We start from the raw sequence: 12,752 nt of genomic DNA, 5'->3' as shown, positions 1-12,752 counted from the left end.
GAAGAGTTCCAGATTAGAAAATTACTGGTTCCTTAAAAAGAACCACTCGGCTATGTTTTGGTGGTACCACAAGGAGATGAGATGAACATACCGGGCGATGAACTTTATACCTTGCTCCATGCTGCGCTTAAAACGCGTGGGGAAGAGACGCTCCAGCGCGCGCTCTATCTCGCTTTGCGGGAGGCCATACTGGGCGGAAGGCTTCGGTCCGGCAGCCAGCTGTCCGGCTCGCGAACGCTGGCGCAGCAGCTTTCCGTTTCACGGAACACCGTCAATGCGGCGCTGGACCAGCTCACGCTCGAAGGCTATTTGCTGCGTAACCGCCAGGGGACGCGGGTGGCGCAATTCGCCCATCGTGCCAGCCCGCGGGTTCTGACCGATCCTGAGGTCAGTCTGGCAAAACGTGTCGTCCGGCTGCCTGCGCCTGTGCCGCGCGACACCCCGGTGATGGCCTTTACGCCGGGAACGCCCGCCATCAACTATTTCCCCTTGCCGCTGTGGCGGCGATTGTACGATCGCGTCCTGCGGGAGGAGGGGAGCGCTCTGCTGGGCTATGGCGAACCGGCCGGTGAGCCGTCGCTGCGGGCAGCCATCGCCCGTCACCTTGCGCTTTCTCGCGGCATTGACTGCGACGCCAGCCAGATTGTGATAACCGAAGGGGCGCTGGAGGGCGTCAATCTGTGCACGATGCTGTTAAGCGAGCCAGGGGATGTCGCCTGGGTGGAAAATCCCGGCTACAGCGGGGCCAAAAGCGCCTTCGTCAAAACCGGCCTTGCGATGATCGGCATACCGGTGGATGACGAGGGAATGTGCTGGGAAGGGCTGCATGCGCCTTCACCTGCGCTCGTTTTCACTTCGCCGTCGCATCAGTTTCCTTACGGGAGCGTGCTCAGCGCGCGGCGGCGTCTGGCGCTGCTGGAACTGGCCCGCCAGCACAAGGCGTGGATCATTGAGGACGATTATGACAGCGAGTTCCGCTATGTCGGCGAGCCCGTACCGGCGATGCTGGGCATGGTTAACAATGCGCCCGTTGTGTATCTGGGGACGTTCAGTAAAACGCTGTTTCCGTCGCTCCGAATGGGGTTCATGGTGTTACCGCCAGCGCTGGCGAAAGCAGCGCGTCCGGCCATCGGCTCGCTGCTGCGCGGCGGGCATCGCGCAGAACAGCGCACCCTGGCGCTGTTTATCGAGGAGGGGCACTATGCCCGTCATCTTGCCGCCATGCGTCGGCTGTATCGTAAGCGTTACCGCCAGCTGCGGGAGGTGCTGAGCGCAGAGCTTCATACTCCGCACCGTGTTCTTGCCGGTGAAGGGGGAATGCACCTGGCATTGGCGATTGACGGTATCGACGACCAGCGGCTGGTGGAGAAAGCGAGGGCATTTCAGCTGGCACCCGCTGCGCTGAGCGGCTATTACCTGGAGACGAAGCAGGGGCAAACCGGCCTGGTTTTAGGTTACGGCAACACCTCTGCTTCGCAGTTTGCGCCGGGTATCCGACGCCTGCAGGCGTTAATTACGCAGCAGCAGGGCGGGAAAGGGTAAAAACATCATAAAAAGAGAGCTGGCCTTTCGTTGCGACCATTTTCTGCAGCTTCTCTTTGTGCCCGGCTTCGACAGCCGGAGAGTGCAGGATGCTGTCGATAAGCTCATTCGGCACAAAACGCGTGTTGTACCATTCGCCGTTGTAGCAGACCCGGAAATCGAGGACGTCGATATCTTCGTAACGGTAGCGGGGATTCACGTCGAAAAAGAAAAAGGCGTTAAACACGACAAACAGCACCACCAGCAGCCAGACGGAGTCCACCAGCGTTTCGGACTTCAGCATGACAATCAGCGTCGCCAGCCAGGCGGCATACATGGCAACAAACAGCCCGGGATGTTTGCGGATAAAGCTAATGCTAAAGCGCGGGCGATTGTCTCGCTTTTCGCGGTGGTTAAGATCGTCGATGGTAGCGGTAAGCAGGCGCTGTATCTCGGTCATTTTTGGCCTTTTGAGAGTTGACAATACAGGGTATCTGCCAATTTTAGGGGAGCCATCCGGCTGAAAAAAGTAACAGTCGGGCGCTAAAAGACCATAACAGTTGGCTCCCCGGATCGTTACAGCGTTTTGATGATTTTCGCCGGGTTGCCGCCTACGACGACGTTAGCCGGCACGTCTTTCGTCACGACGGCACCGGAAGCCACAACCACATTATCCCCGATGGTGACGCCTGGGTTAATGACCGCACGTCCACCAATCCAGACATTATTGCCAATGGTGACGGGCTTACCAAACTCCACTCCGCTGTTACGTTCTTGCGCATCCAGCGGATGTGTGGCCGTATAAATATGAACGCCCGGCGCGAGCATGCAGTTGTCGCCAATATGTACAGGGCAGACATCCAGCATTACGCAATCGAAGTTGGCGTAAAAGTCTTTGCCCAGATAAATGTTATATCCATAGTCACAGCGGAAGCTCGGCTCAATATACGCCCCTTCGCTTTGTCCCAGCAGTTCCGCCAGAATGTTCTGGCGTTCTGTTTTTTCGTCAGGCGCGGTGTGGTTATAGCGGTGAAGCAGATGGCGCGCCCGAAGCCGGTCGGCGCGTAACGTCTCATCACCAGGGCGGTAATGTTCACCTGAAATCATCTTCTGTTTTTCTATGCTCATCGGAAACCTCTCTGGATGTTATTCCTGAAGGGTAATCGCAACAGGCGTTAAGGGGAACGTTCCCGGAAGGCCGATGTGACCACAGTCACAACATTGTTGCTGATGAGCGCGTTTAACACGGAGACCTGGCTTTCGCGCAGGGAGCATAACGGGACAGGTGAATACAGCTTATAACGTGGCGTAGAACCTCTACAGACACACTTCAAAGATTAACGGACAAATTTCCATACAGAAGTAGGGATTTTGTCATACAGCTTATTCATCGTTAGCTCTGCAAGGCGATGGTCAGCGGCTGAATAAAATACCGCCAGTTCATTATCAGAAAGCTCGTATTTATTCTTTTCAATGACGCGTTCAAGGGTGTCAATTGACTGACAACGTCGTAAGCGCATCAAATAATCGATTTTTGTGAGTGGTTTATCAGACATAAATTCACCTTAGTAATTGTAATAATTTTAACAGGAAAGACTAACCGGGTTAGCTCTGCTCACGTTGACGAAACAGCGGAATAGCCGGTTTCCCGATTTACGCCATTTTTGCAAATCCTGAGTGTTAATGCCGTAACTGCTGAACAACATAAAGGTGTCGTCCAGGTATTCATCAATTTGCTCAATGAGCTTATTATCTTCATTGTACTTAATTTTATAATTAAGTGCGAAGGTAGCGATATGCTCTATCAGCTCATTCAACTGTAAATTGATGGCAGACGTTGGGTCATTTACCCAGCCATGGTTGCTTTCATCAAGATTGGCAAGGCAGTCATGGTACAAGGATTCGCAGAGAAATTTCAACTGCGCGATATCATGCCTTTTTGGCGAGTACTCGTCCATAGCGCATCCCCTTCTGAGTGATTTCTTACTCACCGAACATCATTGTCGGGATGGATACATCTGACTTAGCTACATGAGCGCTGTGTTCCTGATAACCTAACTATAAGCCACTCCTTCCTGGATTTCACCGCGCTATTACGAAAAATTACAAATAAAACCGCAGGCTGCGAGCGTCTACGCAAATGTTCATCCGAAACTGAACTTTTTTATCAGGATTAACGATAGTTTTTTCGCTTCCTTACGTTTCATTGGCTTAGCTTACAGCCATAAGAAAAGTTCACATCCGGAGTTCCGTTTGTCTTAACTTTTAATTAGGAATATTCCTAACAACTTAAGCAGGGAAATAGATTTAAAAAAATCCTGAGTTCACCTATTAAGTTATCAGTTAATTATGATATGTCTGTTTAAGATGGCAGAAAATAAATAGGACCTCAATAAGCTTATTTTATGATTTTTTCTGAAAATGAAAAAGGCCGCAAATGCGGCCTTTTTATTATATGAAACCGGTATCAGTGAGGTTCTACCGAATGACTGTGCTCAACATCTTCATTCTTCCGGCTGAAGCGGCGGCGCACCACCACGAAGAACACCGGGACGAAGAAGATAGCCAGTACGGTCGCGGTGATCATACCGCCCATTACACCTGTACCGACCGCGTTCTGCGCACCGGAGCCTGCACCGGAGCTAATAACCAGCGGCATTACGCCGAGGATGAACGCCAGAGAGGTCATCAGGATTGGACGCAGACGCATACGCACCGCTTCCAGCGTCGCCTCAATAAGGCCTTTACCCTCTTTCTCCATCAGATCTTTGGCGAATTCAACGATAAGTATCGCGTTCTTCGCCGACAAGCCAATGGTTGTCAGCAGGCCTACCTGGAAGTACACGTCGTTGGTCAATCCACGGAACGTTGCCGCAAGCAGCGCACCAATAACCCCGAGTGGAACCACCAGCATAACGGAGAACGGAATTGACCAGCTCTCGTACAGCGCCGCCAGACACAGGAAGACCACAATCAGTGAAATGGCGTACAGGGCAGGGGCCTGGTTACCGGACAGACGTTCCTGATAGGACATACCGGTCCAGTCATAGCCGATACCCGCAGGCAGTTTTCTGGCCAGCTCTTCCATCAGGTTCATGGCTTCACCGGTGCTTCGGCCCGGTGCGGCCTGACCCAGGATTTCCATCGACGGCAGACCGTTGTAACGTTCCAGACGCGGAGAGCCGTATTCCCAGTGTGACGTTGAGAAGGATGAGAACGGCACCATCTGACCGTTGCTGCCGCGAACGTACCAGTTGTTAATATCGTTCGGCAACATACGGTACTGCGCTTCGGACATGACGTACACTTTCTTCACGCGACCACGGTCGACGAAGTCGTTGACGTAGCTACCGCCCCATGCCGCGCCCAGCGTGGTATTGATGTCGCTGATGGACACGCCCAGCGCCTGCGCTTTTTCCTGATCGATGTTGATCTTATACTGCGGCGTATCTTCCAGTCCGTTTGGACGTACGCCGACCAGCAGGTCAGGGTGTTTAGCCACTTCGCCGAACAACTGGTTACGCGCCTGCGTCAGTTTCTCGTGACCCAGACCGCCCTGGTCGATCAGCTGGAAGTCGAAGCCGGTCGCCGTACCCAGTTCAACAATCGCTGGCAGGTTAAAGGCGAAGACCATCGCATCTTTAATCTGCGAGAAGGTGCCCATGGCACGGCCCGTGATCGCTTCAACTTTATTCTCATCGCCCGGACGATCCGCCCAGTCTTTCAGAGAAACGAAGGCGATACCGGTGTTCTGACCACGACCCGCAAAGCCAAAGCCGTTAACCGCAAACACGGATTCAACGTTCGCTTTCTCTTTGGTGAGATAGTAGTCCGTCACTTCGTCCAGCACCTTCTGGGTACGCTCTTGCGACGCCCCTGCCGGAAGCTGTGCCATCGTCAGGAACACGCCCTGGTCTTCATCTGGCAGGAACGAGCTTGGCAGACGAACGAACAGGAACGCCATCCCCACTACGATGATGATATAGAGCAGCAGATAACGACCGGTGCTGCGCAGGATATTACCCACGCTGTCGGTGTAGTGGTGCGCGCTCTTATCAAACATGCGGTTAAACCAGCCGAAGAACCCTTTATGCTCGCCGTGACCGCCTTTCTGAACCGGCTTCAGCATGGTGGCACACAGCGCTGGCGTCAGGATTAACGCTACCAGTACCGACAGCGCCATCGCGGAGACGATGGTAATGGAGAACTGGCGGTAAATCGCACCCGTAGAGCCCCCGAAGAAGGCCATCGGGATAAATACCGCGGACAGCACCATCGCAATACCGACCAGCGCGCCCTGGATCTGGCCCATAGATTTACGGGTGGCTTCCTTCGGCGGCAAACCTTCTTCCGCCATCACGCGCTCGACGTTCTCTACCACCACGATGGCGTCATCCACCAGCAGGCCGATGGCGAGCACCATCCCGAACATCGTCAGGGTGTTTATCGAGAACCCAAAGGCTGCAAGGATGGCAAAGGTCCCCAGCAGAACGACCGGCACGGCGATGGTTGGGATCAGCGTCGCGCGGAAGTTTTGCAGGAACAGATACATCACCAGGAACACCAGGATGATCGCTTCTACCAGCGTTTTAACCACTTCGTGAATCGAAATTTTAACGAACGGCGTAGTGTCATACGGATAAACGATTTTCAGGCCTGACGGGAAGAACGGTTCCATCTTCTTCAGTTCCGCACGGATCGCCGTCGCGGTGTCCAGGGCGTTCGCGCCTGTCGCCAGTTTGATACCCAGACCGGACGCCGGTTTACCGTTAAACTTCGCGATGATGTCGTAGTTCTCACCACCCAGCTCAACCCTGGCCACGTCGCGCAGACGAACCTGCGAACCGTCCTGGTTCACCTTCAGCAGAATTTTGCTGAACTCATCGGCGGAGGTCAGACGGGTTTGCGCGATAATGGACGCGTTAAGCTGCTGGCCTTTCACCGGCGGCGTACCGCCTAACTGACCGGCTGCCACCTGGGCGTTCTGCGCTTTAATCGCGTTAATCACGTCAACCGGCGTCAGCTGGAAGTTGTTCAGTTTGTTCGGATCCATCCAGATACGCATCGCGTACTGGGAACCGAACAGCTGAACGTCACCCACACCGGACGTACGGCTGATGGCGTCCTTCATGTTGGCGCCCACGTAGTCGGAAATATCCTCCTGCGTCATGGTGCCGTTGGTGTTAATAACGCCGACAACCATCAGGAAGCTGCTGGACGATTTCTCGACGCTCACACCCTGCTGTTGCACTTCCTGCGGCAGAAGAGGCATTGCCAGCTGCAGTTTGTTCTGCACCTGAACCTGCGCAATGTCCGCATCCGTACCGGATTCAAAGGTCAGGGTGATCTGAACCGTACCGGTGGAGTCACTGTTTGAGGACATGTACATCAGGTTATCGATACCGTTCATGTTCTGTTCGATAACCTGAGTCACGGTATCCTGCACCGTTTTCGCATCAGCCCCCGGGTAGGTTGCGGAGATCGTTACCGCCGGTGGCGCAATCGTTGGATATTGCGCAACAGGCAGCTTCAGGATCGCAAGTCCCCCGGCCAGCATGATGATAATGGCGATCACCCACGCAAATATGGGGCGATCGATAAAGAAATTAGGCATGTCTTAACGGCTCCTGTTTAAGTTAAGACTTGGTTTGTTCTGACTGGCCTGCGGCCGAAGCTTGTTGTTTATCGTCAGATGTCACTTCCTGTGCTTTTACCTGCGCGCCAGGACGTACTTTTTGCAAACCAGTAACAATCACGCGATCGCCATCTTTCAGACCTTCCGTCACCAGCCATTTATCGCCAATCGCCTGCGTGGCGGTGATATTGCGCGTTTCGACTTTGTTATCTGCCCCAACAACCAGTGCGCTCGCATCGCCGCGTGGCGTACGGGTCACACCCTGCTGCGGAACAAGAAGTGCGGTTGGATTCGTTCCTTCTTCCAGACGCGCGCGAACGAACATACCTGGCAGCAGATTTTTGTCAGGGTTCGGGAAAATCGCACGTAAGGTGATGGAACCGGTGGTCTGGTCGACCGTCACATCAGAGAATTCCAGAGTACCTTCCTGCGGGAACTTGATACCGTCGTTGGTAACCAGCTCCACTTTGGCTTTGCCGTTTTCCTGTTTCAGGGTGCCGTTAGCCAGCTCCTGTTTCAGGCGCAGGAAATCGTTGCTGGACTGCGTCACGTCAACGTAGATCGGATCAAGCTGCTGCACGGTAGCCAGCGCAGTGGTCTGCCCGTTCTGCACCAGCGCCCCTTCCGTCACGGCAGATTTACCAATACGACCGCTGATAGGGGAGGTCACTTTGGTATAGGCCAGGTTAATGCGTGCAGTTTCGACAGCCGCTTTGGCTGCTACCACGGCCGCGTTAGCCTGCTGGGCATCTGCCAGCGCGGTATCGTAATCCTGTTGACTGATGTACTTCGTGCCGAGCAGTTTCTGATAGCGGTTCAGCGTCAGCTGAGCGATTTTTGCCGCCGCTTGTGCTTTAGCCAGGTCACCTTTCGCGCTTTCATAAGAAGCCTGATAGGTCGCGGGATCAATCTGATACAGAGACTCACCGGCCTTCACATCGCCGCCTTCGGTAAAGTTACGTTTCAGGATAATGCCGCTAACCTGAGGACGCACTTCCGCAATGCGGTAAGCGTTTGTACGGCCTGGTAATTCTGTGGTGATCTGCAGAGGTTCAGATTTGAGTGTCACAACGCCGACTTCTGGCGCCTGCTGAGCTCCTTGTTGAGCCGGTTTGTCGTCACATCCTGTAAGCGCTAAGCTGCCTGAGAGCATCAGAACGACCGCCAGAGGCGTTAACCCTCTGTTTTTGTTCATATGTAAACCTCGAGTGTCCGATTTCAAATTGATCAAGGGTCCTGAGTCTAAAAACCCATTGCTGCGTTTATATTATCGTCATGCTATGGTACATACATTCACAAATGTATGTAAATCTGACTCCTGTAAATTCACCCACCTATGGCACGAAAAACTAAACAACAAGCGCTGGAAACCCGACAACACATTCTGGATGTGGCAATACGTTTGTTCTCTCAGCAGGGTGTTTCTTCTACCTCGCTGGCGCAAATTGCTCAGGCTGCCGGTGTGACGCGGGGAGCGATTTACTGGCATTTTAAAGACAAGTCAGATCTGTTCAGTGAAATCTGGGAGCTTTCAGAGTCCAGCATTAGCGATCTCGAGAGTGAGTATCGGGCAAAATTCCCTGACGATCCACTCTCAGTATTAAGAGAAATATTAGTATATATCCTTGAAGCAACGGTAGTTGAAGAGCGTCGCAGATTAATGATGGAAATTATCTTTCATAAATGTGAGTTCGTGGGCGAGATGGCGGTGGTGCAACAAGCGCAGCGCAGCCTCAGCCTCGAGAGCTACGATCGTATCGAACAGAACCTGAACCTGTGTATGCAGGCAAAGCTGTTACCGGCCAATTTACTCACCCGCCGGGCGGCCATCCTGATGCGCAGCTACATTTCAGGTCTGATGGAAAACTGGCTTTTTGCGCCGCAATCCTTTGACCTCAAAGAGGAAGCCCGCAGCTACGTGGCGATTTTACTGGAAATGCTACAGCTCTGCCCGACGCTGCGCAGCGACGCGCCTTCGCTCACGGCCTGAGCCCTTCCAGGATTTATCTCAGAGGCTTACGTTCTCGCTATTCTGCTTCCGACGAGCGTGATATTCTTCACGCCGGACTATTTTCGGTCATCTGCTGACATCATTCACAACTATGCTGCCCATCAATCGCTCGCAACATCCTGTATTTGCATTGCTCTTTGCTATGCTGTTTTTCTTCTCCACCGCGCCGCTTTCCTGGGCCCGCGCAGACAACAGCACTGATATTCCCTCGCGCAGTGAAATTCAGTCGCAGCTCGACACCCTGAACAAACAAAAAGAGCTCTCTCCTCAGGAGAAACTCACCCAGCAGGATCTGACGGAAACGCTGGAAAACATTGATAAGATTGAGCGCGTTAAAGCTGAAACCACCCAGCTTCGTCAGAAGGTGGCGCAGGCGCCGGAGAACATGCGTAAGGCCACGGAAGCGCTAAGCGCACTAAGCGACGTCGATAACGACGATGAAACGCGCAAAACGCTCTCCACGCTCTCCTTACGCCAGCTGGAATCGCGCGTCGCGCAATTGCTCGACGATCTGCAAACCGCACAGTCTGACCTCGCGACCTACAACAGTCAGCTCGTCTCCCTGCAAACCCAGCCCGAGCGCGTGCAAAACGCGATGTACGCCGCGTCTCAGCAGCTGCAGCAGATCCGCAACCGCCTGAACGGCACGACGGTAGGGGAGGGCACGCTGCGCCCGACCCAGCAAACCCTGCTGCTGGTTCAGCAGTCGCTGCTCAATGCGCAAATTGAACAGCAGCGTAAAAGCCTGGAAGGGAATACGGTGCTGCAGGACACGCTCCAGAAGCAGCGTGATTACGTGACGGCGAATATTAATCGTCTGGAGCATCAGCTTCAGCTGTTGCAAGAGGCGGTAAACAGCAAACGCCTGACCCTGACGGAAAAAACCGCTCAGGAAGCCGTCTCGCCGGACGAAACTGCCCGCATTCAGGCCAACCCGCTGGTGAAACAGGAGCTTGAAGCTAACCACCAGCTCAGCCAGCGCCTGATACTGGCGACGGAAAGCGGCAACTCGCTGGTTCAGCAAAATATCAAAGTGAAGAACTGGCTGGATCGCGCGCTGCAGGCGGAACGCAACATTAAAGAGCAGATCGCGGTTCTGAAGGGCAGCCTCCTGCTGTCGCGTATTCTCTACCAGCAGCAGCAGACGCTGCCGTCTGCCGACGAGCTGGAGGACATGACCAACCGCATTGCGGATTTACGTCTGGAGCAGTTTGACGTCAACCAGCAGCGCGATGCCCTTTTCCAGAGTGATGCCTTCGTCGCCAAAATTGAAGAGGGGCACTCCAGTGACGTAAACCCGGAAGTACATGACGCGCTGCTCCAGGTGGTGGATATGCGCCGTGAATTGCTGGACCAGCTCAATAAACAGCTGGGCAACCAGCTGATGATGGCAATTAACCTGCAGATCAACCAGCAGCAGCTGGTCAGCGTGTCAAAAAGCCTGCAGGAGATTTTGACGCAGCAGATTTTCTGGGTGAACAGCAATAAGCCGATGGACTGGGACTGGATTAAGTCCTTCCCGGAGACGCTGAAAACGCAGATTAAGAGCATGAAAATCACCGTGAACTGGGAGAAAGCCTGGCCTGCGGTAATGATTGCTTTCCTGGCGGGCTTACCGCTGCTGCTGATTGCCGGTCTGATCCGCTGGCGTTTGAAATGGCTGAAACAGTACCAGGCGAAGCTGGCCTCGGAAGTGGGGCAACTGCGTAACGACAGCCAGCTCCATACGCCAAAAGCGATTCTGATCGATCTCATTCGCGCGCTGCCGGTGTGCCTGATTATTCTGGCCGTGGGCCTGATCCTGCTCACGATGCAGCTTAACGTCAGCGATCTGCTCTGGGCGTTCAGTAAAAAACTGGCGCTGTTCTGGCTGGTATTTGGCGTGTGCTGGAAGGTGCTCGAAAAAGACGGCGTGGCGGTGCGTCACTTCAACATGCCGGCTCAGCTGACCAGCCACTGGCGTCGCCAGATTGTGCGCGTCAGCCTGGCGCTCCTGCCGCTGCACTTCTGGTCGGTAGTCTCCGAGCTTTCCCCGCTGCATCTGATGGATGATGTGCTGGGTCAACTGGTCATTCTGCTCAACCTGCTGCTGATTGCGATCCTGATGTGGCCGATGTGCCGCGACAGCTGGCGCGATAAGGAGTCCCACAATATCCGTCTGGCCACCGTGACGGTGCTGGCGATCATTCCGCTGGCGCTGATGGTGCTTACGGCAACGGGCTACTTCTACACCACGCTGCGCCTGTCCGGGCGCTGGATCGAGACGGTCTATCTGGTGATCGTCTGGAACCTGCTCTATCAGACCGTGCTGCGCGGCTTAAGCGTCGCGGCCCGCCGCATTGCTTACCGTCGTGCCATTGCGCGTCGTCAGCATCAGGTGAAAGAGGGGGCCGAAGGCGCGGAGCCGCAGGAAGAGCCGACCATCGCGCTGGAGCAGGTTAACCAGCAGACGCTGCGTATCACCATGCTGGTGATGATCGCGCTGTTTGCGGTGATGTTCTGGGCGATCTGGTCTGATTTAATTACCGTCTTCGCCTATCTCGACAGCATTACCCTCTGGCAGTACAACGGTACCGAAGCCGGCGCGGCGGTGATGAAAAGCGTCACCATGGGCAGCCTGCTGTTTGCGCTGGTGTCGTCGGTGGTGGCCTGGGCGCTGATTCGTAACCTGCCGGGTCTGCTGGAAGTGCTGGTGCTCTCAAGGCTGAACCTGCGCCAGGGGGCGTCTTACGCCATCACCACCATCCTGAATTACGTCATCATTATCGTCGGGGCGATGACGGTATTCGGCTCGCTGGGCGTCTCGTGGGATAAACTGCAGTGGCTGGCGGCGGCCCTCTCGGTCGGTCTTGGTTTTGGCCTGCAGGAGATCTTCGGTAACTTTGTCTCCGGCCTGATTATCCTCTTCGAACGTCCGGTGCGTATCGGCGATACCGTCACCATCGGCACGTTCTCCGGGACCGTCAGCAAGATCCGAATTCGTGCGACCACCATCACCGACTTCGATCGCAAAGAGGTGATCATCCCGAACAAAGCGTTCGTGACCGAGCGTCTGATCAACTGGTCGCTCTCGGATACGGTGACGCGCGTGGTGATCCGCCTGGGCGTAGCCTATGGATCGGATCTGGATAAGGTGAAAGAGGTGCTGCTGAAGGCGGCGTCTGAGCATCCGAAAGTGATGCACGATCCTGCCCCGGCTGTGTTCTTCACCACCTTTGGGCCGAGTACGCTGGATCACGAGCTGCGTTTATACGTGCGCGAGCTGCGCGACCGCAGCTACACGGTGGATGAGCTTAACCGCTCTATCGATCGCCTGTGCCGTGAAAACGATATTAATATCGCCTTCAACCAGCTTGAGGTTCACCTGCGTAACGAGAAAGGTGATGAGCATACGGAAGTGAAGCGCGACATTAAGGGCGACGACCCGACTCCGGCTTAATCTATTTTCCCTCTCCCACGGGGAGTGTACAGTCCGGGGACATGGTAGACAGGTGTTCGGGGACATGGTGAACACTTTTTAACATCCTTTACCCATGGTGATCGACTTTTTCTTCAGGTCGATCACCCCCACTTTCGTGCTGTACC

General features: G+C 54.5%; 10 protein-coding genes. 3 read left to right on the top strand and 7 right to left on the bottom strand.

Annotation, left to right across the window (positions count from 1 at the left end; all coding sequences use genetic code 11):
- The first annotated feature begins 81 nt into the window (after positions 1 to 81).
- Complete coding sequence (locus ACMWL8_RS10720; protein WP_045259913.1) at positions 82 to 1,542, top strand: PLP-dependent aminotransferase family protein; 1,461 nt, start codon at positions 82 to 84, stop codon at positions 1,540 to 1,542.
- On the opposite strand, the gene ACMWL8_RS10715 is transcribed toward ACMWL8_RS10720, so the two are convergent.
- The 6 genes from ACMWL8_RS10715 to acrA all read right to left on the bottom strand — a co-directional run bounded on the left by ACMWL8_RS10715 (position 1,514) and on the right by acrA (position 8,351).
- Positions 1,514 to 1,981 (bottom strand): YlaC family protein, encoded by a 468-nt coding sequence (locus ACMWL8_RS10715; protein WP_045259914.1) that lies wholly within the window; start codon positions 1,979 to 1,981, stop codon positions 1,514 to 1,516. The genes ACMWL8_RS10720 and ACMWL8_RS10715 overlap by 29 nt on opposite strands.
- A 116-nt stretch (positions 1,982 to 2,097) precedes the next feature.
- Complete coding sequence (gene maa / locus ACMWL8_RS10710; RefSeq protein WP_028012187.1) at positions 2,098 to 2,649, bottom strand: maltose O-acetyltransferase; 552 nt, start codon at positions 2,647 to 2,649, stop codon at positions 2,098 to 2,100.
- A 209-nt stretch (positions 2,650 to 2,858) separates the two neighbouring features.
- On the bottom strand, positions 2,859 to 3,077 hold the full coding sequence (locus tag ACMWL8_RS10705) for an HHA domain-containing protein (protein ID WP_008499287.1): 219 nt from the start codon (positions 3,075 to 3,077) through the stop codon (positions 2,859 to 2,861).
- Positions 3,078 to 3,104: 27 nt separating this feature from the next.
- Positions 3,105 to 3,479, bottom strand: coding sequence for an Hha toxicity modulator TomB (gene tomB / locus ACMWL8_RS10700; RefSeq protein ID WP_028012188.1), 375 nt, complete (start codon positions 3,477 to 3,479; stop codon positions 3,105 to 3,107).
- Positions 3,480 to 3,988: 509 nt separating this feature from the next.
- Complete coding sequence (gene acrB / locus ACMWL8_RS10695; RefSeq protein ID WP_414751584.1) at positions 3,989 to 7,135, bottom strand: multidrug efflux RND transporter permease subunit AcrB; 3,147 nt, start codon at positions 7,133 to 7,135, stop codon at positions 3,989 to 3,991.
- Between the two features lie 22 nt (positions 7,136 to 7,157).
- Positions 7,158 to 8,351, bottom strand: coding sequence for a multidrug efflux RND transporter periplasmic adaptor subunit AcrA (gene acrA / locus ACMWL8_RS10690; RefSeq protein ID WP_028012190.1), 1,194 nt, complete (start codon positions 8,349 to 8,351; stop codon positions 7,158 to 7,160).
- Between the two features lie 141 nt (positions 8,352 to 8,492).
- Here acrA and acrR point away from each other — a divergent pair, with 141 nt between their 5' ends.
- Positions 8,493 to 9,146, top strand: coding sequence for a multidrug efflux transporter transcriptional repressor AcrR (gene acrR, locus ACMWL8_RS10685; protein ID WP_023310602.1), 654 nt, complete (start codon positions 8,493 to 8,495; stop codon positions 9,144 to 9,146).
- A gap of 112 nt (positions 9,147 to 9,258) precedes the next feature.
- On the top strand, positions 9,259 to 12,606 hold the full coding sequence (mscK, locus tag ACMWL8_RS10680; protein ID WP_045259916.1) for a mechanosensitive channel MscK: 3,348 nt from the start codon (positions 9,259 to 9,261) through the stop codon (positions 12,604 to 12,606).
- A 78-nt stretch (positions 12,607 to 12,684) separates the two neighbouring features.
- Here the strand turns inward: mscK and ACMWL8_RS10675 are convergent.
- On the bottom strand, positions 12,685 to 12,752 hold a 68-nt coding region (locus tag ACMWL8_RS10675; RefSeq protein ID WP_240516136.1), incomplete at its 5' end, for a hypothetical protein.

The sequence above is a fragment of the Enterobacter sp. 04-C-12-SI-ECC genome, from assembly GCF_047530715.1.
Lineage (GTDB): Bacteria > Pseudomonadota > Gammaproteobacteria > Enterobacterales > Enterobacteriaceae > Enterobacter > Enterobacter bugandensis.
Note: the sequence above shows the minus strand (reverse complement) of the source record. Positions and strands in the feature narration are given on the sequence as shown.

Bases quoted from the DNA above. Each gene is read 5' to 3' on its own strand.
- ACMWL8_RS10720 (WP_045259913.1), top strand. From the start codon at position 82: ATGAACATACCGGGCGATGAACTTTATACCTTGCTCCATGCTGCGCTT.
- ACMWL8_RS10715 (WP_045259914.1), bottom strand. From the start codon at position 1,981: ATGACCGAGATACAGCGCCTGCTTACCGCTACCATCGACGATCTTAAC.
- maa (WP_028012187.1), bottom strand. From the start codon at position 2,649: ATGAGCATAGAAAAACAGAAGATGATTTCAGGTGAACATTACCGCCCT.
- ACMWL8_RS10705 (WP_008499287.1), bottom strand. From the start codon at position 3,077: ATGTCTGATAAACCACTCACAAAAATCGATTATTTGATGCGCTTACGA.
- tomB (WP_028012188.1), bottom strand. From the start codon at position 3,479: ATGGACGAGTACTCGCCAAAAAGGCATGATATCGCGCAGTTGAAATTT.
- acrB (WP_414751584.1), bottom strand. From the start codon at position 7,135: ATGCCTAATTTCTTTATCGATCGCCCCATATTTGCGTGGGTGATCGCC.
- acrA (WP_028012190.1), bottom strand. From the start codon at position 8,351: ATGAACAAAAACAGAGGGTTAACGCCTCTGGCGGTCGTTCTGATGCTC.
- acrR (WP_023310602.1), top strand. From the start codon at position 8,493: ATGGCACGAAAAACTAAACAACAAGCGCTGGAAACCCGACAACACATT.
- mscK (WP_045259916.1), top strand. From the start codon at position 9,259: ATGCTGCCCATCAATCGCTCGCAACATCCTGTATTTGCATTGCTCTTT.